We start from the raw sequence: 26257 nt of genomic DNA, 5'->3' as shown, positions 1-26257 counted from the left end.
GCACCAGGACACCCCCAGCGCCCCGCACCCCCCGCACGTGGGCCCGCCCCCCGCCACCACCCGGCGCAGGCCCGTCGGTGCCGTCGACCTCACGCCCGCACCGGGAGCCGCCCACCCGCACCGGCCCCCGTACCGCGCACCGGACCGCTACGGCTACCCGGAGACGCCCGTCGAGACCACCACGCGGCTGCGGCCCGTCCCGCCGGGGCCCCGGCAGCGGGGGCGGGCCGCGTCGGCCGCCGCCTGCGTCGTGCTCGGGCTCGGGCTGATCGGCGGGGCGGCCACCGGCGCATGGCTGACCGGCGACTCCTCGGCCGAGCCCACCCGTACCCCGTACAGCACCGGCAGGACCGCCTGGCACAGCGTTCCCGTCGACACGCTCTTCCCGCGCACACTCGACGGCAGGGGCGCGGGCCCCGGCGGCACCCACCGCACCTGGAAGCGGGTCGCCGTCGCCGCCGACAGCACCTGCGGCCAGGGGCTGGACCCGCTGCTCGGAACCACCCTCAGGTCCGTCGGCTGCGAACGGCTCGTGCGCGCCACGTACACCGACGCGACCCGTTCCAGCGTCACCACCGTCGGCCTGGTCTTCACCGAGGCCGACGCCCCCGCCATGGAGGCCCTGCGCACCCGGTTCACCGAGCAGAGGCTCACCGCGCGCAAGGACCTCATGCCCCGTACGTACGCCCCCGAAGGCACCGTCGCCGCCTCCTTCGGTGACGGGCAGCGCGCCAGCTGGACCGTCAACCCGCTCACCGAGATCCCCGTCGTCGTCCTCGCCGTCTCCGGCTTCGCGGACGGCCGTACCGTCGCCGCACCCCAGCCCGCGGCCGAGGCGATGGCGGCGGGCGCCACCACGGACATCGCGCAGGCCGGGCTCGGCCACGAGGCGAAGGGCATCGCGGACCGGGTGGAGCGGCGGCTGCGGACGACCGTCGACGACCTCACGGAGCGGGCCGGATGACCCGACGACCCCACCGCGTCCTCGCCGCGGTCTGCGCCGCCGCCGTCCTCGCGCTCACCCCCGCAGCCCCCGCCCACGCGGACGCGATCCGCGACCAGCAGTGGGCCCTGGAGGCCCTGGGATCCGACCGGGCCTGGGCCACCACCCGGGGGCAGGGCGTGACCGTCGCCGTCCTGGACACCGGCGTCGACGACGCCCACCCCGACCTCACCGGCCAGGTGCTCCCCGGCAGGGACCTCATCGGCTTCGGCGCCGCCCGCGGCGACTCCTCCTGGGCCCTGCACGGCACCGCGATGGCCGGGATCATCGCCGGACGCGGAAACGGTCCGGACCGCGCCGACGGCATCCTCGGCATCGCCCCCGAGGCCCGCATCCTGCCCGTCCGGGTGATCCTGGAGTCCAAGGACCCGGCCCGCGCCAAGGCCCGCAAGACCCGTGGCTCCGCGCTCGCCGACGGCATCCGCTGGGCCGCCGACAACGGCGCCGACGTCATCAACCTCTCCCTCGGCGACGACAGCAAGTCCGCCCACCCCGACCCGGGCGAGGACTCCGCCATCCAGTACGCCCTGTCCAAGGGCATCCCCGTGGTGGCCTCGGCGGGCAACGGCGGTGAGAAGGGGGACCGGATCTCCTATCCCGCCGCCTACCCCGGGGTGATCGCGGTCGCCGCCGTCGACAAGTACGGCACCCACGCCTCGTTCTCCACCCGCCGCTGGTACGCCACCGTCAGCGCCCCCGGCGTGGACATCGTGGTCGCCAACCCCGACGGGCACTACTACATCGAGTGGGGTACGTCGGCCGCCGCCGCCTTCGTCTCCGGCGCGGTCGCCCTGGTCCGCGCCGCCCACCCCGGCCTCGACCCCGCCCAGATCAAGAAGCTGCTCGCCGACACCGCCCGGGACGCCCCCGCCGAGGGCCGCGACGACGCCCGCGGCTACGGCATCGTCGATCCGGCGGAGGCCATCGAGGCGGGCTCCCGGCTGCGCCCCGCCGACCTGAACGCCCAGGCGGCGCGGACAGGACACCGGGGGCGGTACTTCGGCGCGGGCCCGGCCCCGTCCCGTACCGACGAGGAAGCCGCCCACTGGGCGGCCCCCCTCGCGGGCGGCCTCGGCGCCGCCCTGCTGGTCGTCGCCGTCGTCCTGTGGCGCGGCCGCGACGCCCACGCCCCCGGCCGCCGCTGAACGAGCGACACCGCCTCCGCCCACCCGATCGGCCCACGCCGTCGCGCGCACGGGCACAGCTCCCGATCTCCGCCCGGCCCGACCTGCGGACAACCGGCGAAGCCCCAGGCACTACCCTCGTCCCGTGGCGCTCAAGAACATCCCGGACTCCGGTTTCTCCGACGACGACGGCTCGGCATCCCCCGCCCTGACCCGGGCACTGGAGGCCTGGTCCCGGGACCGGAGTGCCGTCGGCCCGGTCCTCGCGGCCCTGCGCGACGCCCGGCTCCTGGTCCCCGTCGTCGCCGTCCTCGGCGAGGTCGAGGAGGACGAGAAGGGGCTGCGGCGTGAGAAGACCAGCGACATGGCCGTGCCGACCCTCCACGCGGGCGACCGGCGCGCGCTGCCCGCCTTCACCTCGACGGACTCGCTGGCCCGCTGGGACCCGGAGGCGCGCCCCGTCGCCGTACCGCTGCACCAGGCGCTCCAGGCCGCCGCCCACGAGAAGGCCGACACCGTCGTGCTGGACCTCGCCGGGCCCGTCGCCTTCGAGCTGTCCGGGCGGGCGCTCCTGGCCCTCGCCGAGAACCGCACCAGCACCGACCCGCTCCAGGACCCCGCCGTCATCGGGGCCGTGCGGGAGATCGCCGCCGCCGACCCCGCCGTCGTCCGCGCCCACCTCGGGCCCGGCAGCGCCGACGGCACCCTCGCGCTCGTCCTGGCCCCGGACGCGGTCCCCGCCGAGGCGGCCCGCCGCATCGGTGAGGCGCTGGCGGACAGCGAGGTCCTGCGGGCCCGTCTGGTGAACGGGCTGGACCTTGCTCTGCTGCCCGCCGGGACGAACACTCCGGGTGAGCCCCTGTTCGCACGCTGAGAGGCCGCCGTCCGGCGCCGACGCGCGCAACGCGCCCGCCGCGGTGAGAATTGTCGAGAAATTCGGAGGAATCCGAACAATCGACCGAGCTCGCGAGGTGGTCGCATGAACGCGCGGATCGTGGCGTCAGAGTTCCTCGGCACCCTGCTGCTGGTGTTCTTCGCCGTGGGGTCCGCGGTGGTCGCCGTCGAGTACCTGGGCACGGTGGGCATCGCCCTCGCCTTCGGCTTCACCCTCCTCGCGCTGGCCTACGCGCTCGGCCCGATCTCCGGCTGCCATGTGAACCCGGCGGTGACGCTCGGCGTGCTGATGGCCCGCCGGATCGACCTCCGCAGCGCCGTCGAGCGCTGGGCGGCCCAGTTCCTCGGCGCGATCGTCGGCGCGGCCCTGCTCTTCCTGCTCGCGAAGCAGATCCCGGGACTGGAGACCAGCGGCGAGTTCGGCACCAACGGCTACGAAGACCGCTCGGCCGTCGGCATCAACATCGGCGGCGCGTTCCTCGCCGAGGTGATGCTGACGTTCCTGCTCGTCCACGTCGTTCTCGCGGTGACCCGCAAGGTCGCGATCACGGGCTTCGGCGGACTGCCCATCGGTCTGGCGTTCGCCGCGATCCACCTCGTGGGCATCCCGCTGACCGGCACCTCGGTCAACCCGGCGCGCAGTCTGGGTCCGGCGCTCTTCGCGGGCGGCGGAGCGCTCTCCCAGCTCTGGTTGTTCATCGTCGCGCCCCTCGTCGGCGGGGTGATCGCCGCCTACGTACACCGGCTGACCCACCCCAACCCGCTGCCCGGAGAGGCCGCCGAGACCGAGGACGCCCTGTGAGGCTCCGCCCGGCCCCGATGCCGCCGTACGCGAGAGCCCGCCGCCCCACGGGGGGGACGGCGGGCTCTCGCGTACGGGCGCGTACGGGGAGAAGGGGTGGCTAGCTGTAGACCGGGCCGGTGTACTTCTCGCCGGGACCCTGGCCCGGGTCGTCCGGCACCAGCGAGGCCTCGCGGAAGGCCAGCTGGAGGGACTTCAGGCCGTCGCGCAGCGGCGAGGCGTGGAAGGTGCTGATCTCCGTGGCGCTCGCGTCCAGCAGTCCGGCCAGCGCGTGGACCAGCTTGCGGGCCTCGTCGAGGTCCTTGTGCTGCTCGCCCTCCTCGGTCAGGCCGAGCTTGACGGCGGCGGCGCTCATCAGGTTGACGGCGACCGTCACGATCACCTCGACCGCGGGGACCTCCGCGATGTCGCGGGCCATGTCGTCGAAGCCGGGGTTCTCACTGCTGGGGGTCGCGTCACTCATGCCCACACGATAAGGCCAGGCCATCGCCCTCCCGCGCGCGGGAGGCGGGGGCGGCGGGGGAGGCGCGGGATTAGCGCATGCGTGCACAGGGTGCTAGCCTCGTAAAACGACCGGCCGGACATCTATGTGCCCGGCCCGCAAGTGGAGGCTCCGATCTCCCACCTGGCTGTCCGTGAAGGACGGCGGGTCACCGGTCAGGCGGCGACCATCGTTCCGTACGGACGATGGGCCCGCCCGATAGCCCCGCGGTTCACCGCGGCGGTGTTCCGGTAGTTCCTGGAGCCCCGCCTGTGTCCCGTCCGGGGCATTTTTGTGCTTCCGGCTCGGTTGGTCTTGACGAAACAGACGTTACGCGGCTGTCTGCCAGGCGGTCGCGTGGTGCTACCGAGGAGGATCCATCAGCGCCGAGCCCCGCATCAACGACAGGATTCGCGTTCCCGAGGTGCGACTTGTCGGTCCCAGCGGCGAGCAGGTCGGGATTGTTCCGCTTGCCAAGGCCCTGGAGCTCGCACAGGAGTACGACCTCGACCTGGTCGAGGTGGCGGCGACCGCCCGTCCGCCCGTGTGCAAGCTCATGGACTACGGGAAGTTCAAGTACGAGTCGGCCATGAAGGCCCGTGAGGCGCGCAAGAACCAGGCGCACACGGTCATCAAGGAGATGAAGCTCCGGCCGAAGATCGACCCGCACGACTATGACACCAAGAAGGGTCATGTCGTCCGGTTCCTCAAGCAGGGCGACAAGGTCAAGATCACGATCATGTTCCGTGGTCGTGAGCAGTCCCGCCCCGAGCTGGGCTTCCGACTGCTTCAGCGTCTCGCTTCGGATGTCGAGGACCTCGGCTTCATCGAGTCGAACCCGAAGCAGGACGGCCGGAACATGATCATGGTTCTGGGCCCGCACAAGAAGAAGACCGAAGCCATGGCCGAAGCCCGTGAGGCCCAGGCCGCCCGCAAGGCGGAGCGTCAGGGTTCGTCCGACGCACCGTCCCAGGGCGACACCGCCGAGGCTCCGGCCGACGCGGCCGAGGCTTCGGCCGAGACACCTTCCGAGGCGTGACCTCAGGGGCTGCCATCCAGGCGGCCCCGGGTCCCCCCGGAATCCCATAGAGATCTGACGCCCCTGCTGTCCGGTGCTCCGCACCGTGAGGGGCGCCACTGACGAGGAGAGAACGGCGCGATGCCGAAGAACAAGACGCACAGCGGTGCCAGCAAGCGCTTCAAGATCACCGGCTCCGGCAAGGTGCTCCGCGAGAGGGCCGGCAAGCGCCACCTTCTTGAGCACAAGTCGTCCAAGAAGACCCGCTCGCTGACCGGCACGGTCGTCGTGGCTCCGGCCGACGCCAAGAAGATCAAGAAGCTTCTCGGCAAGTGAGGTCCGGCCTCCGGCTCGCCCCGGAGGCACGACCTCGATCACACCGGGACCAATTCGTTTCCGGGCCGTGTGAGGACACCCACGGCCCCGCTACAAGGAGTTAACAAGTGGCACGCGTCAAGCGGGCAGTCAACGCCCACAAGAAGCGCCGGGCAATCCTCGAAGCCGCCAGCGGCTACCGCGGTCAGCGCTCGCGCCTGTACCGCAAGGCCAAGGAGCAGGTCACCCACTCCCTGGTCTACAACTACAACGACCGCAAGAAGCGCAAGGGCGACTTCCGTCAGCTCTGGATCCAGCGCATCAACGCCGCTGCCCGCCAGAACGGCATGACGTACAACCGCCTCATCCAGGGTCTGAAGGCCGCCAACATCGAGGTGGACCGCAAGATCCTCGCCGAGCTCGCGGTCAACGACGCCAACGCGTTCGCCGCCCTCGTCGAGGTCGCTCAGAAGGCCCTCCCGAGCGACGTCAACGCCCCGAAGGCCGCCTGACCCAGGCGCTCCTTCCAGGTACGCGAACCGGACCCGCAGGCGCACGCCGCCTGCGGGTCCGGTGCGTTGCCGCCGACCCCCACCGCCGTACGCAGAGAGGCTCGCCGCCGACCATGGGCACCCCCGAACTGATCTCCCCGCGTTCCCCGCGCGTCGCCGCCGCCCGCCGGCTGGCCAGACGGAACTTCCGCGGCAAGGAGCGCCGGTTCATCGCCGAGGGGCCGCAGGCCGTACGCGAGGCCGCGGCGCACCGGGGCGGCGACGGCGAGCCGACCCTGATCGAGCTGTTCGCCACCCCCGAGGCCGCCGACCGGTACGCCGACATCGTCGAGGCGGCCCACACGGCGGGGGCCCGGGTCCACCTGGCCGGCGACGACGTCCTCGCCGACGTCTCGCAGACCGTCACCCCGCAGGGCCTGATCGGCGTCTGCCGCTTCCTGGACTCCCCGTTCCAGGAGATCCTGGACGCGAAGCCCACCCTGGTGGCGGTTCTGGCCAACGTACGCGACCCCGGGAACGCCGGTACGGTACTGCGCTGCGCCGACGCGGCGGGCGCGGACGCCGTGGTCCTGACCGACGCATCCGTCGACCTCTACAACCCCAAGTCGGTGCGCGCCTCGGTCGGTTCGCTCTACCATCTGCCCGTCGCCGTCGGCGTGCCCGTCGAACAGGCCGTGCAGGGGCTCCGCGACGCCGGGGTGCGCATCCTCGCCGCCGACGGGGCCGGGGCCGACGACCTGGACGACGAGCTGGACGCGGGCACCATGGGCGGCCCCACCGCCTGGGTCTTCGGCAACGAGGCCTGGGGGCTGCCCGAGGAGACCCGCGCGCTCGCCGACGCCGTCGTCCGGGTCCCGATCCACGGCAAGGCGGAGAGCCTCAACCTCGCCACCGCGGCCGCCGTCTGCCTCTACGCCTCCGCCCGCGCGCAGCGGCCGCGGCGCGCCCCCGGCGCGTAACGGAGCATCCGCCCGCTGCTCCGGCCCCCGCCGGAGCAGCGCCCCGACGGCCCGTCAGCGTACGATCCCGGCCAATCCCGAGCCCCGCCCACCGGCGCACTCCTGTCCGCGCCCCCACAGGGTGTCGCCGGTTCACCGGCGGCTAGTAGGGTGACGAACTCGGGGGCCCACTGCACCGGTTCGAGAGGTGGGGATACGGGAATATGGCTGTCGGCATGAGCTCGCCGCGACCGGCGCACACCGCCGTCGTAAGCGCCGCGGGCGAGGACCCGGACGGCGCGGAGACGGGTCCGGACGGCCTCGACGGCTTCGGGATCGACCCGGACGATCTACCCGACGGTCTCGTCGTCGCCGACGAGAGCGGACGCGTCATCTGCTTCAACGCCGCCGCCTCCCGCATCACCGACACCTCCCGCGCCGCCGCGATCGGCCGCCCCCTGGACGCGGCTCTCCCGCTGGAGGACCTCAAGGGCAAGCGCTGGTGGCCGCTGACCGACCCGTACGGCGGTCTCGCCACCCGCAGCGGCCAGCCCGAGCGCAATCTGCTGCTCCCCGGCGGCCGCGAGGTCCTCGTCTCCGCCCGCTACGTACGCGAGACGCCCACCGGGCCCGTGCGCCGGGTGGTGGTCTCGCTGCGCGGCACCGAGGCCCGTCGGCGTACCGAACGCAGCCACGCCGAGCTGATCGCGACCGTCGCCCATGAGCTGCGCTCCCCGCTGACCTCCGTCAAAGGGTTCACCGCCACCCTCCTCGCCAAGTGGGAGCGGTTCACCGACGACCAGAAGCGGCTGATGCTGGAGACCGTCGACGCGGACGCCGGACGGGTCACCCGGCTCATCGCGGAACTGCTCGACATCTCCCGGATCGACTCCGGGAGGCTGGAGCTGCGCCGCCAGCCCGTCGACGTCTCCGCCGCCGTCGCCCGCCACGTCCAGGGCCTGATCACGGGCGGCCAGGCTCCCGAACGCTTCCGTGTCCGCGCCGGGGGGCCGCTGCCCGCCCTCTGGGCCGACCCCGACAAGGTCGACCAGGTCCTCGGCAACCTCCTGGAAAACGCGGTGCGCCACGGCGAGGGAACCGTCACCATTGAGATCGCCCCGGCACCCGCGCCGGGGACGAGCGATGAGATGGGAACGGCTGTCACCGTGAGCGACGAGGGCCCCGGCATCCCCGAGGAGTCGATGGGCCGTGTCTTCACCCGCTTCTGGCGGGGGAGCAAGCGCGGCGGCACGGGCCTCGGGCTCTATATCGTCAAGGGCATCGTCGAGGCCCACGGCGGAACCATCACCGTCGACCGGGGGCCCGGCGGCGGAGCCGAATTCCGATTTATTCTGCCTGTGAGCATGCCCGCCTATCTGAAGTAGAGGGGTTTGCGCAGCAATCAGGCAGGGTGGTGGTGGGCGACGGGAGGGTGTGAGCAGCCCACGGGCTCCCCGACCGTCCTGCGGCCTTTAGACTCGACCTTTGGCACCTTTGCGTCCTGCGGTCGTCGAGCCGGGTCGCGCCATCAGCCAATCGGAAGCACGGGAAGAGATGTCGGCACCGAACAAGTCGTACGACCCAGTCGAGGTCGAGGCACTGAAACCGGAAGAGATCGAGCGCCTGCGGGACGAGGCGTTCGCCGCCTTCGCCGCCGCCGGTGACCTCGACGCGCTCGCCCAGGCGAAGACCGCGCACACCGGAGGTACCTCGCCGCTGTCCCTCGCCAACCGCGAGATCGGCGCCCTGCCCCCGCAGGCCAAGGCCGAGGCGGGCAAGCGTGTGGGCCAGGCCCGCGGCGCCGTCTCCAAGGCACTGGCCGCCCGCCAGGCCGAGCTGGAGGCCGAGCGGGACGCCCGGGTGCTCGTCGAGGAGGCCGTGGACGTCACGCTGCCCTACGACCGCATCCCGGCAGGCGCCCGCCATCCGCTGACGACCATCATGGAGCGCGTCGCGGACGTCTTCGTGGCCATGGGCTACGAGATCGCCGAGGGCCCCGAGGTCGAGGCGGAGTGGTTCAACTTCGACGCCCTGAACTTCGTGCCCGACCACCCGGCCCGCCAGATGCAGGACACCTTCTTCGTCCAGGGCACCACGCCCGACGGCAAGGCGACCGAGGGCGACGAGTCCGGCGTCGTGCTGCGTACGCACACCTCGCCGGTCCAGGCCCGCTCGCTGCTGGAGCGCAAGCCCCCCGTCTACGTGGTCTGCCCCGGCCGGGTCTACCGCACCGACGAGCTGGACGCCACGCACACCCCGGTCTTCCACCAGATCGAGCTGCTCGCCGTCGACGAGGGTCTGACCATGGCCGACCTCAAGGGCACCCTGGACCACATGGTCCAGGCGCTCTTCGGGCCGGACATGAAGACCCGGCTGCGGCCGAACTTCTTCCCGTTCACCGAGCCGTCCGCCGAGATGGACATGGTCTGCTACGTCTGCCGCGGCGAGTCCGTCGGCAACCCGGACCGCCCCTGCCGCACCTGCGGCAGCGAGGGCTGGATCGAGCTGGGCGGCTGCGGCATGGTCAACCCCAAGGTGCTCACCGCCTGCGGTGTGGACCCCCAGAAGTACAGCGGATTCGCCTTCGGGTTCGGCATCGAACGGATGCTGATGTTCCGCCACAACGTCGAAGACATGCGAGACATGGTCGAGGGTGACGTCCGGTTCACCCGGCCGTTCGGGATGGAGATCTGATGCGCGTCCCGCTTTCCTGGCTGCGGGAGTACGTCGACCTGCCGGCGACGGAGACCGGCCGTGATGTACAGGCCAAGCTCGTCTCCGTCGGCCTTGAGGTCGAGACCGTCGAGCAGATCGGTGCGGGCCTCAAGGGCCCCCTGGTCGTCGGACAGGTCCTGACCATCGAGGAGCTGGAGGGCTTCAAGAAGCCCATCCGCTTCTGCACCGTCGACGTCGGCACCGCCAACGGCACCGGCGAACCGCAGGAGATCGTCTGCGGCGCCCGTAACTTCTCGGTCGGCGACAAGGTCGTCGTGGTCCTCCCGGGCGCGGTCCTGCCCGGCGACTTCGCGATCGCCGCCCGCAAGACGTACGGCAAGACCTCCCACGGCATGATCTGCTCCACCGACGAGCTGGGCATGGGCGACGACGGAACGCACGGCATCATCGTGCTGCCGCCGGAGCACGAGGTCGGCACCGACGCGATCGAGCTGCTCCAGCTCGTCGACGAGGTCCTCGACATCGCCGTCACCCCGGACCGGGGCTACTGCCTCTCGATGCGCGGTGTCGCCCGCGAGACCGCGACCGCCTACGGGCTGCCGCTGCGCGACCCGGCGCTGCTGGACGTGCCCGCGCCCAACGCGTACGGCTACCCGGTCCAGATCTCCGACCCGATCGGCTGCGACCGCTTCACCGCCCGTACCGTCACCGGTCTCCAGCCCGAGGCCCGCTCCCCGATCTGGCTGCAGCGCCGCCTCCAGAAGGCCGGGATGCGCCCCATCTCGCTGGCGGTCGACATCACCAACTACGTGATGCTGGAGCTCGGCCAGCCGCTGCACGCCTACGACCGCACCCGGGTCGAAGGCCCCATCGGTGTGCGCCGCGCCCAGCAGGGCGAGAAGCTCACCACGCTTGACGGCACCGTGCGCGTGCTGGACGCCGAGGACCTGGTCATCACCGACAACCGCGGGCCGATCGGCCTCGCGGGCGTCATGGGCGGCGCCAACACCGAGATCGCCGACGCGGACGGCGAGCACGCCCTCACCACCGAGGTCGTCATCGAGGCCGCGCACTTCGACGCGATCTCGATCGCCCGCACCGCGCGCCGCCACAAGCTGTCCTCCGAGGCGTCCAAGCGCTTCGAGCGCGGCGTTGACCCGCAGGCCGCCGCAGCAGCGGCGCAGCGCACCGTCGACCTGCTGGTCCTGCTCGCGGGCGGCACCGCCGAGGCCGGGGTCACCGAGATCACCGCGCCCCACGCGCCCCGCACCATCGCCATGCCGGCGAACCACCCGGACAAGGTCGCCGGTGTGGAGTACGGCCGCGAGACCGTCGTCCGCCGCCTCCAGCAGGTCGGCTGCGACGTCTACGGGCAGGACGAGCTGATCGTCACCGTCCCGTCCTGGCGGCCCGACCTGAACGAGCCGAACGACCTCGCCGAAGAGGTCATCCGGCTGGAGGGCTACGAGAACCTGCCGTCCACCCTGCCGACGCCCCCCTCCGGCCGCGGTCTCACCGACCGCCAGCGGCTCCACCGCCGCATCGGCCGGGTGCTGGCCGGAGCCGGGTACGTCGAGGCGCTGAGCTACCCGTTCATCGGCGACGCGGTCCTGGACCAGCTGGGCCTGGAGGCGGACGACGCGCGCCGCCGCACGGTCAAGCTCGTCAACCCGCTCTCCGACGAGGAGCCGTCGCTGCGCACGACGCTGCTGCCGGGCCTCCTCGGCGCACTGCGGCGCAACGACGGCCGCGGCAGCCACGACCTCGCGCTCTTCGAGACGGGCCTGGTCTTCCGGCCCACGGGCGAGGAGACCCAGGCTGTCCGGCTGCCCGTCGACCGCCGCCCCACCGACGAGGAGATCGCCGGACTGAACGCGGCCCTGCCGCGTCAGCCGCGCCGCGCCGCCGTCGTTCTCGCGGGCGCCCGCGAGCAGGCCGGCTGGTGGGGCAAGGGCACCCCGGCGACCTGGGCGGACGCCGTCGAGGCCGCCCGCTCGATCGCCGCGGAGGCCGGTGTCGAGGTCGTCGTCCGCGCCGACCAGCACGCCCCGTGGCACCCGGGCCGCTGCGCCGCGCTGTACGTCACCGTGAACGGCGAGGAGACCCTCCTCGGACACGCGGGCGAACTGCACCCGCGCGTCATCAAGGCGCTCCACCTGCCCGAGCGGACCTGCGCCGCCGAGATCGAGCTCGACGTCCTGGAGCGGGCCGTCGACGGAGCACTCCAGGCGCCCCGGATCTCCACCTTCCCGGTGGCGACCCAGGACGTCGCCCTCGTCGTCGCCGGGGACGTCCCGGCCGCCGACGTGGAGCGGGCGCTGCGCGAGGGCGCGGGTGAACTCCTCGAATCGCTGCGGCTGTTCGACGTCTTCACCGGCGATCAGATCGGCGAGGGCAACAAGTCCCTGGCGTACGCGCTGCGCTTCCGCGCCGCCGACCGCACGCTGACCGTGGAGGAGGCCTCGGCCGCCCGCGACAGCGCGGTGGCCCTGGCCGCCGAGCGCACGGGCGCGGTGCTGCGCGGGGCGTAGTAGCTGCGAAGGCGTTGAGAAGGGGCGTATCCGGCCACCGGATACGCCCCTTCTCCTTCTCCCGCCGAGTGGCGGAGGGACCACACGCCGGATCCGGCGGGGAACCGGGAGGAACGCGGTTCCGAGCCTCCGTTCCGCAGCCACCCTCCTTCGTCGTCGGTCAGTGGGCCGTGCGGTCCTGGCGCCGTCCGCGCTGCCACGGAGTGTCGGGCAGGTCAGCAGTGCGGACGGCGCGGTGCGGGTCGTCAACCGTTACGAGGGGGAGCCGACGACCCGGCCGCCTCTTGCGAGGGTGTTCATTCAACCGAGACCGGGAGCGGTGCGGCAGAGCGCACAGCAGGAGGGTTCGGGCATTCCGTTCACACCCCGTGTGAATCGTGCTCCACTAGGCTCATTGCGACACGTACCTGGGGGGACGATGGAGCCCAATGTCCTGCTCGAATCCCTGATCGAGGAGGCCGGTGTGTCCCGGGCGGGCCTCGCCGGTCACGTCAACCGGGCGGGCCGGAGCCGTGGCCTGAGCCTGCGGTACGAACACACCGCGGTCTCCCGCTGGCTGAAGGGCCAGCGGCCGCGCGGCCAGGTGCCGGACCTGATCTGCGAGGTGCTGGGCGGCCGGCTGGGACGGCCGGTCGGGCTCGACGACATCGGCCTGGGCGCCGCGGCCGCCTCCGGTACGGACAGCGCCGCCGAGTGCACGTCCCTCTCCGGCTTCGTCGACCGGGCCACCGCGCTGTGGCGCTCCGACGAGCAGCGCCCGCATCTGGCCACCGTGCCCGCCGTCACCGGCACCACGGCGGTGATGCCGGTCTGGGAGTGGGAGAACCCCCCGGAGGACACCGATGTCTCGCGGCCGGGCCCCGGCCGGGTCAGTGAGGCCGACATAGCGATGCTCAGGGCGGCCCGCGACCACTACGAGCAGATGTACCGCAAGACCGGGGGTGTGGCGACCAGGTCCCGGATCGTCCGCTTCCTCAACTCGGAGGCCGCACCCCTGCTGCGCGGCGGCTACAGCGACGCCCTGGGCCGGAGCCTGCACCGGGCGACGGCGGGTCTGGTGGCGGTGGCGGGCATCTGCGCCTACGACTCCGACGCCCACGGGCTCGCCCAGCGCTACTTCCACCAGGCGCTGCGGCTCGCCAAGTCCAGCGGCGACCGGGCGCTCGGCGGCTATGTGATCGCCCTGCTGGTCACCCAGTCCCTGTTCCTCGGCGACTACCGCCGCTCCATCGCCTTCGCCGAGGCCGCGCTGCGGGCCGCCGGCGACCACATCACCCCCGCCCTGGCCGCCGATCTGTACGCCATGCAGGCCAAGGCGTACGGCCGCCTCGGCGACGCGGCGAGCGCCCGGGCCTGCATCGGCCGGGCCGAGGCCCAGGCGGGCCGCATCCACACGGGACGCGAACCGGACGAGACGGGGTACGTCCAGCCCGGCCTGGTGGACGTCCAGGTGGCGGAAGCCCTGCTCAGCCTCGGGGATCTGCCCGGGGCGAGAGAGCACGCGGCCTCCGCGGTGCGCGCCCCGGCGCACGACCGGGGGCGCGTGCACCGTCTTGCGATGCTCAGCCATATCGAACTGCTCCAGGGCGAGCCGGACCGCGCGGCCGGTACCGCCGCCGAAATGGCCGAACGGGCCCGGGGGATGGAGTCCCAGCGGCTGCGCGACCGGCTGCGGCAGGTCCGGGCTCAGCTGGCCGAGAGCGGCTGCGCCGACGCCGTACAGACCGCCGGTCTCATCGAGGGGGCGCTCCGAGTGCCTCTGTGAGCTCCGGCGACGCCCCGCCGTTCGTTCCGCTTCTGAGCCGACCCTGCTGGCATGTTGACCTCAACATGTCGAAAGGCGGCAGAACCGTGCAGTGGACGAACTTAAGCGAACAGAATGTGTATCAGAACCCCTGGTTCCGGGTGAATCTGGCCGATGTCGAGCTGCCCGACGGCAGCCACCTCGACCACTTCGTCATCCGGCTGCGCCCGGTCGCGGCGGCCACCGTCGTCAACGAGGCCAACGAGGTGCTGCTGCTGTGGCGGCACCGCTTCATCACCGACAGCTGGGGCTGGGAGCTGGCCGCGGGCGTCGTCGAGGACGGCGAGGACCTCCCGGCCGCCGCGGCCCGCGAGATGGAGGAGGAGACCGGCTGGCGCCCCGGCGAGCTGCGCCGGCTGCTCACCGTCGAGCCCGCCAACGGCCTCACCGACGCCCGGCACCACCTCTACTGGTCCGACGAGGCGCACTGGACCGGGCCTCCGCAGGACGCCTTCGAGTCGTCCCGGCGCGAGTGGATACCGCTCAAGGTGGTCCCGGACATGATCGCCCGGGGCGAGGTGCCCGCCGCGAACATGGCAGCCGCGCTGCTGATGCTGCACCACCTCAGACTGGGCTGACCGTCCCGCACAGGTGTCCCGTACGCCCCCACGCGCGAGGAGCCGGCCCCGGGGTGTCCGGGACCGGCACCCCCTGGCCGCCCGGGCGGGGCTTGTGCCCTGGCCGGCCGCCCTCTCCGGCTGCGCCCCGGCTGCGGCGCAGCCGGAGAGGGCGGCTGTGGGTAACGGTTCTGGCCGGATGCAGTGGTCTCGGCCGGGGTGACCCGCCCATGCTCCGTCGGTGGTTCAGGCAGAAAGTCTTCCTGACCAACATCTCGAAATCTATGCTGACTGGGGTAGACATTGGGATGCGGGGTGGTTATGGTTTCTCTCGTATCCAAGAGGGACAGCAGAGCTCGGCAGAGATGAACTGCCGGGCGGTAGTAATCAGCAGTTGCAGTACGCAGGTCGGTGCGGTGGTGGAGTTCCGAAGCCGGGGTTGTTGCAGGATGGCGACGGGACTGGCCCCGGACCGGGTGGCCCGCAGTTTCAGGGGCTGCCGCGAGCAGAACCGCAGGACCCAAGTGCAGTCCGCAGTACCAGTGGTCCCTCGGTAAATGGCGTCAGGCTGCGGCGCGCGTACCGGGAAGTTCGGCAGTGGGGTTCTAAGCCAGAGCAGATGCAGGACGGGCGACGGGGCTGGCTGCCGAAGTGGCGCTGTGAGAGGCCACCAGGAGTACGGAAGTAGTTGGCCAGAGGGAAAGAACGGAGGAGTTGAACGCCATCAGGATCGCCCGGGCGGACCTATTGGGCCCGGGTACCGCAGGACATCGATAGTGAGGTGGTCTCCGGTCAAGCAACCGCGATCCCCGCAACCCCCGGACCTCTTCCCGGCAGGTATGCGGAAACATAGAGCCGGCGTAGCCGATCAGGCCGGCTGATGGTGTAGCAGTTCCTTCGGGGCCCGGGTGCCAAATGGCACCCGGGCCCCCCGACGCGTGTTCCACAGGAAGGTACAGATGACAGCAGATGACTCGTTCGGCCGCCTCGACGACGACGACTACCCCGCCTACACCATGGGCCGGGCAGCCGAGATGCTCAACACCACGCAAGGGTTCCTCCGCGCCATCGGTGAAGCCCGCCTCATCACACCCCTGCGCTCCGCGGGCGGCCACCGCCGCTACTCCCGCTATCAGCTCCGCATCGCCGCCCGCGCCCGCGAGCTGGTCGACGGCGGGACCCCGATCGAGGCCGCCTGCCGCATCATCATCCTTGAGGACCAACTCGAAGAAGCCCGGCGCATCAACGCCGAACACCACCGAGCCGCCAAGCCGCCCAGCACTCCGCCCGTAGCCTGAAGCCTGCGCGGCCGGTGGAGAACCGGCAGGTGCCGAACCCCCTGCCCGGAAGTGCGCTCGTCGGCCGCCTCCCTTCCCCGGTGGTCATGCTTCCTGCAACGCTGCGCCCGGAGCGGGCCAATATCTATGGCCGCGGGGTGAGGGTTCAATGCGCCGTGCCGGGAGTATTCTTGACGCAGCAAATAGAGTGGATTTTTTTCACCGTACGGGGACCATTACGGCATGCTACTGTCGATCTCAGTTGCAGTTGTGGTACCCAAATTTCTGAGCTTTCGGGCGAGACCTTCCGGCCCGAAGAGCCTTTTGTATTTCCGGTTCCCTCCGGTCGGGGCATCATCGCGGCGACGCGGGATCCGTGCATCACGGGTCTCGGCGCACTGCCCTCGAAGGAGATGTGACATGGCGTCAGGCACGGTCAAGTGGTTCAACGCGGCCAAGGGCTTCGGCTTCATCGAGCAGGACGGCGGCGGCGCTGACGTGTTCGCCCACTTCTCGAACATCGCCGCCCAGGGCCTCCGTGAGCTGCTCGAAGGCCAGAGGGTCACCTTCGACATCGCGCCGGGCCAGAAGGGCCCGATGGCCGAGAACATCGTTCCCGCCTGATACTGGCGCGTACTTCGTAGCTGGGTCCCGTATCCCTCGGGGTGCGGGACCCAGCTACGGCCATTCTTCCGGAGTGGCGCCATCTGCGGCAGAACCTTCGCCCGCAGAGTCCTCTCGCTGCCCGCTCCTTCCGAGTCCCACCACCGGTGGAACTGGATTCCTCGCCTATATGGCGCCACTCCTCCCATGGTCTGCATCCCGCTCCGGGATTAACTGCAGGTCTCATTTTATTTCGCATCCGCTCGGCCCGTTCTTGTGATTTCCTGCGCTGTTCCACCGCTGCGGAAATTTCTTGATACGTGCCGTATCAGGGAAGGTTCTGAATGAATCCCACACGTACGGGCAACCGCTCGTCCCGCAGCCGTGCCGCCGACTCCGGCCGGGGCGGTAGCCGCTTCAACTCGCCCGCCCCGGCCCGTTCCGCCGCCCCGGCGCGCTCCGGCGGCTCGGGCCGCTCGGGCCGCTCGGGCGGCCAGGGGCGGCGGCCCGCCACGGTTCAGGGCGAGTTCGCCCTGCCGGTCACGGTCACTCCCGCGCTGCCCGCCGTCGAGACGTTCGCCGAACTCGACATGCCGGGGCCGCTGCTGGCGGCGCTGACCGCACAGGGGGTGAGCGTCCCGTTCCCGATCCAGGGGGCGACCCTGCCCAACACCCTCGCGGGCCGCGACGCCCTGGGACGCGGACGCACCGGCTCTGGCAAGACCCTCGCCTTCGGCCTGGCTCTGCTGGCCCGCACCGCCGGTCAACGTGCCGAGCCCCGTCAGCCCTTGGCCCTGATCCTCGTGCCGACGCGCGAGCTGGCCCAGCAGGTGACCGACGCCCTGGCCCCCTACGCCCGCTCGGTGAGGCTGCGCCTTGCCACCGTCGTCGGCGGAATGTCGATCGGGAGGCAGGCCAACGCACTGCGCGGTGGCGCGGAGGTCGTGGTGGCGACGCCGGGCCGGCTCAAGGACCTCATCGACCGTGGTGACTGCCGACTTGACCAGGTCGCGATCACCGTTCTGGACGAGGCCGACCAGATGGCTGACATGGGCTTCATGCCCCAGGTCACCGAGCTTCTGGACCAGGTCCGTCCCGAGGGGCAGCGGATGCTCTTCTCCGCCACCCTGGACCGTAACGTCGACCGCTTGGTCCGCCGCTACCTCAGCGACCCGGTCGTCCACTCCGTCGACCCCTCCGCCGGGGCGGTCACCACGATGGAGCACCATGTGCTGCACGTCCACGGTACCGACAAGCACCGGGCAACGACCGAGATCGCGGCGCGGGAAGGCCGGGTCATCATGTTCCTGGACACCAAGCTGGCCGTGGACAAGCTCACCGACCACCTGCTGGCCAGCGGTGTGAGGGCCGCCGCTCTGCACGGCGGCAAGGCGCAGTCGCAGCGCACCCGGACCCTGACCCAGTTCAAGACCGGGCACGTCACCGTGCTCGTGGCCACGAACGTCGCCGCCCGCGGCATCCACGTCGACAACCTCGACCTCGTCGTCAACGTCGACCCGCCGACCGACCACAAGGACTACCTCCACCGCGGCGGCCGTACCGCGCGGGCAGGGGAGTCCGGCAGTGTCGTCACCCTCGTCACCCCCAGCCAGCGCCGAGGCATGAGCCGCCTCATGACCGCCGCGGGCATCGTGCCCCAGACGACCCAGGTCCGCTCAGGCGAGGAGGCACTCGGCCGGATCACCGGCGCCCGGACCCCCTCCGGTATTCCGGTGACCATCACCGCGCCGGTGGTCGAGCGACGACGGCGCAGCGCGCCCTCACGGGGCCGGCGCAGCCCCGCCTCCGCGGCCCGGCGCGTGACCGCACATCAGTCCTCCTTCGATGCGGCTGCCTGAAACTTCGTGATCCGGAAGCTGACCCATCTGTGCAGGAGGCACCTTTTGACGCTGGTCCAGATGCAGCCGGGCTCGACGCACGCCACGCCCGCAGGCGGGACGGTGGCCGACGTGATGGAGACCGCCGGGCCGCAGGTCTGCGACGACATGACCGTCGAGGTGGCCCTGGCGGTCCTGGCCAGTGCCCGCACCGGACATCTGCTCGTCTGCGACGACAGCGGCCGGTGTACCGGACTGGTCACCCGGTCCCGGCTCGCAGTAGTCCGTGACGGCTCCGCGTACTCGGACAGGGTCCAGCTGCGGGACATCCTCGGCGACCGAGGGCCTTTCATCTCACCGGTGACCACCATGGCCGAAGCCGGGCACATGATGCACCACAGCCGCGTCGACGCCCTGCCCGTGGTCGACGAACACGGCAGCGCGCTGGGCGTTCTCGCCCTCGCCGGCTGAGCCGCCCCATCCGCAGCAGAAACACCCCCCTCTCCGTTCCTCTCCCTGTGAGGCATCATGCGCTGTGTCATCGCCCGCTTCCCGTTCGACCTGACCAAGAGCGGTGTCCTGGAATCGATGAAGGGCGTCAAGCCCGAGCAAGTATCCGGTGAGTCCGTGGTCATCGGCCGACGCACCTACCCCGTCAAACAGGTCGGCCAGGTCATCACACGCCAGGACCGCCGCGACTTCAGCGCGGGAGAAGTCCTGCGGGCCATGACCCAGCTCGGCTTCACCTGCCGCGACCTGCCCCCGGCCCCCGCACCCACTCGGGTTCTCGACCCGTTGCAGCAGGCGTCCGCGATGCTCGGAGCCCCTGTGGCCGCCTGAGCGACAGTCAGGCGTGAGCCGTCAGCAAGCAGCGGTGAGGGTCCGACCGGAGCATCCGGCCGGACCCTCACCGCGTACCCCGGGTTTCCCGGCGAGTCAGCGGGTCAGTTGTCGGAGTAGCTGAAGTCGCCCATCGTCCAGGCGCTGACGTCCTCGATCGCGACCCGGTACATCCCGCCCGTCTCCGGGATCCCCACCGCGCCCTGCAGAATCCGCGCCACGTGGAAGTGCAGATGCGTGGGCTGCCCGTCCTCGGGTGCAGTGGTGGTGAACAGGCCGGAAAAGGCGCTCAGGCGGGCCGAGTCCGCAAGGACTTCCGACACCCGCTGCCTCCAGACGGCTTCGGGAGCCAGCCGACCCGTGATGACAGCACCACCGGCGACCACGGTCAACGACATCTGATTGCTGCGCCCGGACTCCACCAGGGCGGCAACGTCAACGAGCAGCGCGTCAGGCTTCGACATGCGGCCAATCATATTCGTCGACCGACGGACTGCTTTCCTGCGGTCCCGTTCCGGGCTGGACGGCGCCGAGGCCCCTGTGGCTGAAGGCGCTGAACCCCCTGTGAGCGGTACGGCCGGGACGGGCGGCTCCAAGGCCCCGGCGACCGCGAACCGGGCCGCCTCGCAGGCCGGCGACGTGGGCTGCGGCCGGTGCTGGATCTCGGCAGCGGCATCCACGCCGATGCCGAAGGGTTCAAGCATCTGTGGGGCCGCGAGGTGAACCAGATCGGCGCAACGCGGAACCCCTGCTTCACACCCCGAGGCCCTCTGGGGCCTCTCTCCTTCCCGGATCCTACGATGCCCGTATGAAGCATGGAACCAGGCTGAGCCGATGGGAACAGCGCACACGTACGCCCCTTCTGCTGCTGGCAGTGCTGTTCGCCGTCGCATACGCCTTCCCTGTCCTCGCTCCGGACGCACCGGACTGGGTGCACGCGGCGTGCCGTGCCGCCGAGTGGAGCGTTTGGGCGGCGTTCGCCTTCGACTACGCGGTTCGGCTGGCACTGGCCTGCGGCAAGTGGGCGTTCGTCCGGAGCCATCCGCTGGATCTGCTGGCCGTCGTCCTGCCGCTGGTTCAGCCGCTGCGCTTGCTGCGGCTGGTCTCCACCCTGCTCCTGGTGGGCCGACGGGCCAGGCACGCGCCGCAGATCACGATGACGGTCTACGTCGCAGGCTCGGTGGTCGGGCTCATGATGTTCGGCTCGCTCGCGGTGCTCCAGGTGGAGCGGGACGCACCCAATGGCAACATTCGCACGCTGGGCGACGCGGTGTGGTGGTCATTCACCACCATGACGACGGTCGGGTACGGGGACCTGGCGCCCACCACCGGGCTCGGCCGGCTGCTCGCCGTGGGGCTGATGCTCTCCGGCATCGCACTGCTCGGTGTCGTGACGGCGAACATCGCGGCCTGGTTCATCTCCCGCTTCGAACGGGACAACGCCGAGGAACGCAGGCAGACAGCCCTCCTGGAGGCCCTGACCGCGGAAGTCACCGCACTGCGGGCCGAGGTCGCGCGGCTCGCAGTCGCGCCGGGGCCCCAAGCGGCCAACGTGCCCGGACCTTCCTCTCCGGGGCCGTGAACACCTGACGGGAAAAGGCCAGGACCGGCTCCCGGCACTCGCCGGCGACGGATCACCCTTTCACCGCGTCTCTCCTTCGGCCGCCGGATCCGCTGCCGGTCAGCGGCCTGCCGCGGCGGCAGCCAGGGGCCGGAGGCGCTCGTCCAACTCCAGCCGCGCCAGCTGGAGGCGTACCCCTGCGGTGGCGCGCATGACGTCGCCGGTGGCCAGCAGGTCGAGCAGAGCTCCACGCGGGTCCTGACCTCGGGGGACGTGCCCCGGCGGGCCCGGCTGCGTGAGCGCCGGGCCTGCCGGTAGGGCGGTCAGTACGGGTAGAAGCCCGAGCCCGTCTTGCGGCCGAGGCGACCCGCGTCGACCATGCGCTGGAGCAGCGGGGGAGCAGCGGGGGAGCGGCGTACAGCGGCTCCTTGTACTCGCGTTCAACTGGTCGGCGCTGCGCGCCATGGTCGGTGGTCGGGGCGGGACCACGTACCCGAGCGACGAGGACCGCTTGATCGCGCTCGGTTTCGCCGGCGCCTATCTGGAGCAGGTGAGCAAGAGACCAATCGTCGAGGAGCGCCACCGACGCGTCGGTGGCGCTCCTCGACGATTCAGGTGCGGTCAGCCGCGTGCGGTGTGCTGGGTAGCCTGTCCCAGAAGCCGCGCCCGGGGCCTTCGTTCTCACCTTGGACATGGCCTTCGTACCAGCCGTGGACGGCCGCGTGGAGGAGTGGCCTTCTGCACCCGCCCCGAGCACCTGTGGACCAGAGGCACCGACCTGCTCGGCCTCCTCACCGCAGGGTGCCCGGAGATGACCGCACTCGCCCGGCTCACCGGCGAGTTTGCCGCGCTCCTGGCCCCGGCCCAGGCCAACGACGACAAGCTCACCCAGTGGATCGCCACGGTCCGCGCCGCCGGCCTGCCCCACCTGCACAGCTTCTGCAACGGCCTCGAACTCGACCGCGCCGCTGTGAACGCAGGCCTCACCCTGCCCACCGCAACGGCCGGACAGAAGGCGTCGATACCCGAACCAAGAAGATCATGCGGCAGATGCACGGCCGAGCAGGATTCGGCCTTCTCCGTCACCGCATCCTCCTGCAACAAGGAGAACCCACCGTCACCACCGACTACGGAACAGAGCCGAACGTTTGACAGACCCGGCCAGGTAGACGTGCAGGCCCCCGACATCCCGGCCACGCGAGCGACAGAGACGGCGCCGAGGGCGGCCGGGGTACGTGGAGCACCCTGGCCGCCCTCGTGGACGTACGTCCCTCGGTCGCCGTTCTCAGCTGCCGTTCCCGACCGCCGTTACTTCTTCGGCAGCCAAGCCTCCCATACGGCCTTGTTCTCCTTGACCCACTTCTCAGCGGCTTCCTTGCCGGACATTTTGTCCTTCGCTATCCACTTGGCGACCTTGTTCTGCTCCTCGGTCGACCAGTTGAAGTTCTTGATGAACTGGGCCGCGTCGCCGCCGTCCTTCGCGAAGTCGGCGTTCAGGTACTTCTGGAGGGGGGTGACGGCGTAGGCGCAGTCCGTCGCCGTCTCGGGCTCGTTGCAGCCCTCGGTGTATTCCGGCAGCTTGACCTCGACCAGGTCGATGTCGGCGTTCAGCCACTGGGGGTCCCACCAGTAGGTGATGAACGGCTCCTTGTCGCGGTACTTCTGCTGAATCTCCTTGATCTGGGCGGCTTCGTTGCCCGTTTCCTTGACCTTGAGATTCAGGCCGAGGTTCTTGATGATGTGCTCGTCGTACGTGGTGTACGACGGAGCCGCACCAAGGAACTCACCCTTGTCGCCGCTGTTGGCGGACGTGAAGTCCTTCGCGAACTTATTGAAGTTCTTCGCGTCGAGGATCTCCGGGTTCTCATCCGCGTAATACTTCGGCACGAACCAGCCGATGTGGCCGTCGACACCGAGGTCGCCGCCCTTGACGATCGTCTTCTTCTCCTCGACGTAGAGCTGCTCCTTCTTCGGGGAGCCGCCCCAGTCCTCCAGGATCGCGTCGGCCTTGCCGTTGTTCAGCGCGTCGAAAGCGACCGGCTCGTCCAGCTGCTGGAGCTTGACCTTGACGTCCAGCTCCTGCTCCAGGACCACCTTGGCAACCTCGGCGTTGGCGCGGGCGCCGACCCACGACGGGACGGTCAGGGTGACCTCGTCCGCGGAGGAGGCCGACTCGGTCTCGGCGGCTCCGCAGGCGCTGAGGGCGAACATTCCGAGCGCGCCGACTCCGGCGACGAGGGTGGTGCGTATCCGCTTGTAGTTCACGAGTCTGTTTCCTTTTCTTCCATGAGTTGGGAGAGATGGGTGAGCTTGATGAGTTGCGTGATGGACGGAAGTCGGGGGGCTATTGAGAGGCCTCGGCGCGTTCTTTCGCCGTCGTCGCCGGCTGCGAGATCCGGTCGAGCAGCAGCCCCAGGCAGACGATCGCGATACCGGCGGTCATCCCGAGCCCCAGATCACCCTTGGCGAGCCCCTTGACCACATCGACGCCGAGCGCGCCGCCGCCGATCATGCCGCCGATGACGACGATCGCGAGGACGAGCACCAATCCCTGGTTCAGGGCGAGTTGCAGTGCGGGACGGGCCAGCGGGATCTGGACCTGGCGCAGTTGCTGTCCCGTGCTGGCGCCGAGTGAACGGGCAGCTTCCAGGGCCGACGGGTCGATCTGCTTGATTCCCTGAGTGGTGATACGAACCACGGCTGGCAGCGCGTAGACGACCGCCGCGGCGACGGCGGCCGTGCGGCCCCCGCTGAACAGCGCGATCACCGGGATCAGATAGATGAACTGCGGCATGGTCTGCATGACGTCGAGCGCCGGCCTGATCAGCCGTTCCACCCGGCCCGCGCGGGCCGCCAGAATGCCGATGGCGAAGCCGATCAGCAGCGTGACGACGAGCGCGGCGAGCACCTGGGACAGAGTGTCCATGGAGCGGTTCCACAGACCCATGACGCCGATCGCGCTCAGCGCAAGCACGACGGTGACGGTGGCGCGCCAGCGTCCGGCGCGGAAGGCGAGCACACCCGCGAGAGTCAGCATCGCCCACCAGGGAGTGGCAAGCAGGACGTCGCGCATCGGGTTGATGACCCAGATGGCGAAGTTTTCGGCCCAGGTGAGCGTGCCGCCGAGGACGGGGATGCCGGAGCCGAGTTCGCGCTCGATCCAGTTGACGACGGAGTTGACCGGCTCGCTGATGGAGACGGTCCAGGCGTCGGGCCATGTCTGCCGGCCGAGGAGGGACCCGAGGAGGGCGCTGCCGCCGACAGCGACGGCCATGCCGGGCCAGATCAGATACCAGGCGCCGCGGTGTCCGCCGGCCGGGTCGTCGAGCTGCTCGCCGGCCGCGGCTGTCGTCCGGTCCAGCCAGACGGCGATGAGGACGACCGCGATACCGGCGGGCAGGGCGAGGCCGACGTCGACGGTGGAGAGCGCGGTGAAGATCTCGTCACCGAGACCGCCCGCGCCGATCAACGAGGCGAGAACGACCATGGACAGACACATCATGATCGTCTGGTTGAGGCCCAGGAGCATCTGCTTGCGGGCGAGCGGCAGGCGTGCGGTGAACAGCTGCTGCAGGGAGCTCGCCCCGAGCGAGGCGGACGCCTCCAGAGCCGCCGGGTCGGCGCCGCGCAGGCCGAGTGCGGTGAGCCGGGCCATCGGCGGAGCCGCGAAGATGACCGTGGCGACGAAGACCGACGGCGTACCGATGTCGAAGATCAGGACGAACGGCAGCAGATACGCGAAGGCGGGCAGCACCTGCATCGTGTCGAACACCACGCGCAGTATGCGCTCGCCTCGTTCGGAGAGTCCGGCGACGAGCCCGAGGAGGGCTCCGACGACAGCCGAGACGGCGACCGAGACGATCATCAGGGCCAGCGTCTCCATGGCCGGCTCCCACATGCCGAGGAGCCCGACCACCGCGAAGGTGCCGAGCGCGGTGCCCGCGGTGCGCAGGGCCCGGCGGTGCAGGCCGGCCCCTCCGGCGTACCAGGCGATCAGTACGGCGGCGAGGGTCACCCCGATGAAGCCGAGGCCCTCCAGCAGGCTGAGCACACCCTCGACCGAGCTTTCGGCCGTGTTGCTGATGTGCAGCAGGAAGTAGAGGAAGAGGGGGTGGGTGGTGCGGTTGTCGACGAGCCAGCGGTTGAGATCGTCGAGCGGGGACTGGACGTCGGCGGTCAGGCCGGACGGCCACACCCCGCTGCCGGTGCCAGTGACGACGGCGCTGACGACGGCGACGAGGACAACCGCGATCAGCAGCATCGTCTTCGGATTCCCTGCGATCCGGGAGAGCGGGCCGGGCGTGCCGGTGCCGTCCCCGTCCTCGATCAGGTGCGGGTCGGACGTGCGGGTGGTGTCCCGTTGGTCGATGACGGGATTCGGGGCGGCGCTCATACGGCCGCCACCTTCTTGGGCTCCGGCTCGCTGTCGTCGTCGAGCCCGGCGACGACAGCGAGGAGCTGTTCGTGGCCGACGATGCCGAGAGTGCGTCCGTCGTCGACGACGCGGCAGTACTCGCCGCTGCGGGCGACGGCCTCGATCGCTTCGGATACCAGCGTCTCGGGGGCGAGGGCCACCCCCGACTCGTTCTCCCCCGGCTCGACGGGACGCATGGCCCGCCGTACGGAGATTACCTGCTCACGCGGTACGTCCCGGACGAAGTCGCGTACGTAGTCGTCGGCCGGATCGGCGACGATCTCCTCGGGCGTGCCGAGCTGCACGATCATGCCGTCGCGCATCAGGGCGATCCGGTCGCCGAGGCGCAGTGCCTCGTTGAGGTCGTGGGTGATGAAGACCATGGTGCGGCCCTCTTCACGGTGCAGGCGGATGACCTCCTCCTGCATGTCACGGCGGATCAACGGGTCGAGCGCGCTGAACGGTTCGTCGAAGAGGAGCACCTCGGGGTCGACGGCGAGGGCGCGGGCGAGGCCGACGCGCTGCTGCTGCCCGCCGGAGAGCTGGCCGGGGCGGCGCTCCTCCATGCTGGCGAGGCCGACCTTGGCGACGACCTCGGCGGCCTTGGCGCGGCGTTCGGCGCGGGCCATGCCCTGGATCTCCAGGCCGTAGGCGACGTTGTCAATGACGGACCGGTGGGGCAGCAGACCGAAGTGCTGGAAGACCATGGCGGCGCGGTGTCGGCGCAGCTCGCGCAGCCGGTTCCTATCCATGGAGATGACGTCCTCGCCGTCCATGGCGAGTTCGCCGCTGGTCGGCTCGATGAGCCGGGTCAGACAGCGGACGAGGGTCGACTTGCCGGAGCCGGAGAGGCCCATGACGACGAATACCTCGCCCTTGCGGACGTCGAAGGAGACGTCACGGACGGCCGCGGTGCAGCCGGTGCGAGCGCGCAGCTCCTCGGCGGAGAGCCCGGCGAGTTCCTTGTCGCCGGGTATGCGGTCGGCCTTGGGTCCGAAGACCTTCCAGAGATTACGTACGGCGAAGACCGGTTCGGTGGCGGTCATCACGCATCACCTCCCGGTGCGGT

At 70.8% G+C, this 26257-nt stretch carries 24 protein-coding genes and 2 pseudogenes; 20 read left to right on the top strand and 6 right to left on the bottom strand.

Features of this window, described 5'->3' with window-relative positions:
• Positions 1–37: 37 nt before the first annotated feature.
• The 4 genes from CIB93_RS23885 to CIB93_RS23870 all read left to right on the top strand — a co-directional run bounded on the left by CIB93_RS23885 (position 38) and on the right by CIB93_RS23870 (position 3823).
• On the top strand, positions 38–964 hold the full coding sequence (locus tag CIB93_RS23885) for a hypothetical protein (RefSeq protein ID WP_096629693.1): 927 nt from the start codon (positions 38–40) through the stop codon (positions 962–964).
• The gene (gene mycP / locus CIB93_RS23880; RefSeq protein WP_096629692.1) at positions 961–2148 is read left to right on the top strand and encodes a type VII secretion-associated serine protease mycosin; all 1188 of its coding nucleotides are present in this window, start codon (positions 961–963) and stop codon (positions 2146–2148) included. Before CIB93_RS23885 ends, mycP begins: the two co-directional genes overlap by 4 nt.
• Before the next feature lie 124 nt (positions 2149–2272).
• Complete coding sequence (locus CIB93_RS23875; RefSeq protein ID WP_096629690.1) at positions 2273–3001, top strand: SseB family protein; 729 nt, start codon at positions 2273–2275, stop codon at positions 2999–3001.
• A gap of 105 nt (positions 3002–3106) precedes the next feature.
• Positions 3107–3823, top strand: a complete 717-nt coding sequence (locus CIB93_RS23870) for an MIP family channel protein (protein ID WP_096629689.1) — start codon at positions 3107–3109, stop codon at positions 3821–3823.
• 100 nt (positions 3824–3923) lie between these two features.
• Here CIB93_RS23870 and CIB93_RS23865 read toward each other — a convergent pair whose 3' ends face one another.
• The gene (locus tag CIB93_RS23865) at positions 3924–4286 is read right to left on the bottom strand and encodes a DUF1844 domain-containing protein (RefSeq protein ID WP_096629687.1); all 363 of its coding nucleotides are present in this window, start codon (positions 4284–4286) and stop codon (positions 3924–3926) included.
• Between the two features lie 397 nt (positions 4287–4683).
• Between CIB93_RS23865 and infC the strand changes: the two genes are divergently transcribed.
• The 14 genes from infC to CIB93_RS23795 all read left to right on the top strand — a co-directional run bounded on the left by infC (position 4684) and on the right by CIB93_RS23795 (position 19213).
• Positions 4684–5343 (top strand): translation initiation factor IF-3, encoded by a 660-nt coding sequence (gene infC, locus CIB93_RS23860; RefSeq protein ID WP_096629686.1) that lies wholly within the window; start codon positions 4684–4686, stop codon positions 5341–5343.
• Positions 5344–5463: 120 nt separating this feature from the next.
• The gene (gene rpmI, locus CIB93_RS23855; protein ID WP_003970213.1) at positions 5464–5658 is read left to right on the top strand and encodes a 50S ribosomal protein L35; all 195 of its coding nucleotides are present in this window, start codon (positions 5464–5466) and stop codon (positions 5656–5658) included.
• 107 nt (positions 5659–5765) lie between these two features.
• On the top strand, positions 5766–6149 hold the full coding sequence (gene rplT / locus CIB93_RS23850) for a 50S ribosomal protein L20 (RefSeq protein ID WP_003970214.1): 384 nt from the start codon (positions 5766–5768) through the stop codon (positions 6147–6149).
• Positions 6150–6262: 113 nt separating this feature from the next.
• Positions 6263–7108 (top strand): RNA methyltransferase, encoded by an 846-nt coding sequence (locus tag CIB93_RS23845; protein ID WP_096629684.1) that lies wholly within the window; start codon positions 6263–6265, stop codon positions 7106–7108.
• A 203-nt stretch (positions 7109–7311) separates the two neighbouring features.
• Entirely contained in the window at positions 7312–8472 is a 1161-nt protein-coding gene (locus CIB93_RS23840) for an ATP-binding protein (protein WP_096629682.1), read from the top strand.
• Positions 8473–8641: 169 nt separating this feature from the next.
• Positions 8642–9781 (top strand): phenylalanine--tRNA ligase subunit alpha, encoded by a 1140-nt coding sequence (gene pheS / locus CIB93_RS23835; protein WP_096629681.1) that lies wholly within the window; start codon positions 8642–8644, stop codon positions 9779–9781.
• Positions 9781–12294 carry a phenylalanine--tRNA ligase subunit beta gene (pheT, locus tag CIB93_RS23830; RefSeq protein WP_096629679.1) on the top strand — a complete coding sequence of 838 codons (2514 nt, stop codon included), beginning with the start codon at positions 9781–9783 and terminating at the stop codon, positions 12292–12294. The genes pheS and pheT overlap by 1 nt, the downstream gene beginning before the upstream one ends.
• A 418-nt stretch (positions 12295–12712) precedes the next feature.
• Positions 12713–14059: a transcriptional regulator gene (locus tag CIB93_RS23825; RefSeq protein WP_096629677.1), complete on the top strand. Its 1347-nt coding sequence runs from the start codon at positions 12713–12715 to the stop codon at positions 14057–14059.
• 86 nt (positions 14060–14145) lie between these two features.
• On the top strand, positions 14146–14676 hold the full coding sequence (locus CIB93_RS23820; RefSeq protein ID WP_096629676.1) for an NUDIX domain-containing protein: 531 nt from the start codon (positions 14146–14148) through the stop codon (positions 14674–14676).
• 938 nt (positions 14677–15614) lie between these two features.
• Entirely contained in the window at positions 15615–15953 is a 339-nt protein-coding gene (locus CIB93_RS23815) for a MerR family transcriptional regulator (RefSeq protein WP_096629674.1), read from the top strand.
• A 399-nt stretch (positions 15954–16352) separates the two neighbouring features.
• Entirely contained in the window at positions 16353–16556 is a 204-nt protein-coding gene (locus tag CIB93_RS23810) for a cold-shock protein (RefSeq protein WP_096629673.1), read from the top strand.
• Positions 16557–16879: 323 nt separating this feature from the next.
• Positions 16880–18394, top strand: a complete 1515-nt coding sequence (locus CIB93_RS23805; protein ID WP_096629671.1) for a DEAD/DEAH box helicase — start codon at positions 16880–16882, stop codon at positions 18392–18394.
• A 45-nt stretch (positions 18395–18439) separates the two neighbouring features.
• Positions 18440–18844: a CBS domain-containing protein gene (locus tag CIB93_RS23800; RefSeq protein ID WP_096629669.1), complete on the top strand. Its 405-nt coding sequence runs from the start codon at positions 18440–18442 to the stop codon at positions 18842–18844.
• 57 nt (positions 18845–18901) lie between these two features.
• Positions 18902–19213, top strand: coding sequence for an SCO5918 family protein (locus tag CIB93_RS23795; RefSeq protein ID WP_096629667.1), 312 nt, complete (start codon positions 18902–18904; stop codon positions 19211–19213).
• 104 nt (positions 19214–19317) lie between these two features.
• Here CIB93_RS23795 and CIB93_RS23790 read toward each other — a convergent pair whose 3' ends face one another.
• Complete coding sequence (locus CIB93_RS23790) at positions 19318–19677, bottom strand: hypothetical protein (protein ID WP_096629698.1); 360 nt, start codon at positions 19675–19677, stop codon at positions 19318–19320.
• 344 nt (positions 19678–20021) lie between these two features.
• Between CIB93_RS23790 and CIB93_RS23785 the strand changes: the two genes are divergently transcribed.
• Positions 20022–20795 carry a potassium channel family protein gene (locus tag CIB93_RS23785; protein ID WP_096629666.1) on the top strand — a complete coding sequence of 258 codons (774 nt, stop codon included), beginning with the start codon at positions 20022–20024 and terminating at the stop codon, positions 20793–20795.
• Between the two features lie 302 nt (positions 20796–21097).
• On the opposite strand, the pseudogene CIB93_RS23780 reads toward CIB93_RS23785, so the two are convergent.
• Positions 21098–21210 (bottom strand): annotated as a pseudogene (locus tag CIB93_RS23780) (3-hydroxyacyl-CoA dehydrogenase family protein); the annotation flags it as partial.
• A gap of 306 nt (positions 21211–21516) precedes the next feature.
• On the opposite strand from CIB93_RS23780, the pseudogene CIB93_RS23775 reads away from it, so the two are divergent.
• Positions 21517–21926, top strand: a pseudogene (locus CIB93_RS23775) (transposase); the annotation flags it as partial.
• A gap of 156 nt (positions 21927–22082) precedes the next feature.
• On the opposite strand, the gene CIB93_RS23770 reads toward CIB93_RS23775, so the two are convergent.
• From CIB93_RS23770 to CIB93_RS23760, 3 genes are all read right to left on the bottom strand, one after another.
• On the bottom strand, positions 22083–23039 hold the full coding sequence (locus CIB93_RS23770) for a glycine betaine ABC transporter substrate-binding protein (protein ID WP_257002328.1): 957 nt from the start codon (positions 23037–23039) through the stop codon (positions 22083–22085).
• Positions 23040–23118: 79 nt separating this feature from the next.
• Positions 23119–25167 (bottom strand): proline/glycine betaine ABC transporter permease, encoded by a 2049-nt coding sequence (locus CIB93_RS23765; RefSeq protein ID WP_096629664.1) that lies wholly within the window; start codon positions 25165–25167, stop codon positions 23119–23121.
• The gene (locus CIB93_RS23760; protein WP_096629662.1) at positions 25164–26234 is read right to left on the bottom strand and encodes a glycine betaine/L-proline ABC transporter ATP-binding protein; all 1071 of its coding nucleotides are present in this window, start codon (positions 26232–26234) and stop codon (positions 25164–25166) included. Before CIB93_RS23760 ends, CIB93_RS23765 begins: the two co-directional genes overlap by 4 nt.
• Positions 26235–26257: the final 23 nt, after the last annotated feature.

Source organism: Streptomyces sp. WZ.A104 (genome assembly GCF_002382885.1).
GTDB lineage: Bacteria > Actinomycetota > Actinomycetes > Streptomycetales > Streptomycetaceae > Streptomyces.
This window is presented reverse-complemented; position numbering and strand designations above follow the sequence as displayed.

What these genes read in the sequence shown, in the direction of transcription:
- pheS (WP_096629681.1), top strand. Translation starts at nt 8,642, where the DNA reads ATGTCGGCACCGAACAAGTCGTACGACCCAGTCGAGGTCGAGGCACTG.
- CIB93_RS23815 (WP_096629674.1), top strand. Translation starts at nt 15,615, where the DNA reads ATGACAGCAGATGACTCGTTCGGCCGCCTCGACGACGACGACTACCCC.
- mycP (WP_096629692.1), top strand. Translation starts at nt 961, where the DNA reads ATGACCCGACGACCCCACCGCGTCCTCGCCGCGGTCTGCGCCGCCGCC.
- CIB93_RS23865 (WP_096629687.1), bottom strand. Translation starts at nt 4,286, where the DNA reads ATGAGTGACGCGACCCCCAGCAGTGAGAACCCCGGCTTCGACGACATG.
- CIB93_RS23825 (WP_096629677.1), top strand. Translation starts at nt 12,713, where the DNA reads ATGGAGCCCAATGTCCTGCTCGAATCCCTGATCGAGGAGGCCGGTGTG.
- CIB93_RS23845 (WP_096629684.1), top strand. Translation starts at nt 6,263, where the DNA reads ATGGGCACCCCCGAACTGATCTCCCCGCGTTCCCCGCGCGTCGCCGCC.
- CIB93_RS23805 (WP_096629671.1), top strand. Translation starts at nt 16,880, where the DNA reads ATGAATCCCACACGTACGGGCAACCGCTCGTCCCGCAGCCGTGCCGCC.
- CIB93_RS23810 (WP_096629673.1), top strand. Translation starts at nt 16,353, where the DNA reads ATGGCGTCAGGCACGGTCAAGTGGTTCAACGCGGCCAAGGGCTTCGGC.
- CIB93_RS23790 (WP_096629698.1), bottom strand. Translation starts at nt 19,677, where the DNA reads ATGTCGAAGCCTGACGCGCTGCTCGTTGACGTTGCCGCCCTGGTGGAG.
- CIB93_RS23795 (WP_096629667.1), top strand. Translation starts at nt 18,902, where the DNA reads ATGCGCTGTGTCATCGCCCGCTTCCCGTTCGACCTGACCAAGAGCGGT.
- CIB93_RS23765 (WP_096629664.1), bottom strand. Translation starts at nt 25,167, where the DNA reads ATGAGCGCCGCCCCGAATCCCGTCATCGACCAACGGGACACCACCCGC.
- pheT (WP_096629679.1), top strand. Translation starts at nt 9,781, where the DNA reads ATGCGCGTCCCGCTTTCCTGGCTGCGGGAGTACGTCGACCTGCCGGCG.
- CIB93_RS23870 (WP_096629689.1), top strand. Translation starts at nt 3,107, where the DNA reads ATGAACGCGCGGATCGTGGCGTCAGAGTTCCTCGGCACCCTGCTGCTG.
- CIB93_RS23760 (WP_096629662.1), bottom strand. Translation starts at nt 26,234, where the DNA reads ATGACCGCCACCGAACCGGTCTTCGCCGTACGTAATCTCTGGAAGGTC.
- CIB93_RS23785 (WP_096629666.1), top strand. Translation starts at nt 20,022, where the DNA reads ATGAAGCATGGAACCAGGCTGAGCCGATGGGAACAGCGCACACGTACG.
- CIB93_RS23840 (WP_096629682.1), top strand. Translation starts at nt 7,312, where the DNA reads ATGGCTGTCGGCATGAGCTCGCCGCGACCGGCGCACACCGCCGTCGTA.
- rpmI (WP_003970213.1), top strand. Translation starts at nt 5,464, where the DNA reads ATGCCGAAGAACAAGACGCACAGCGGTGCCAGCAAGCGCTTCAAGATC.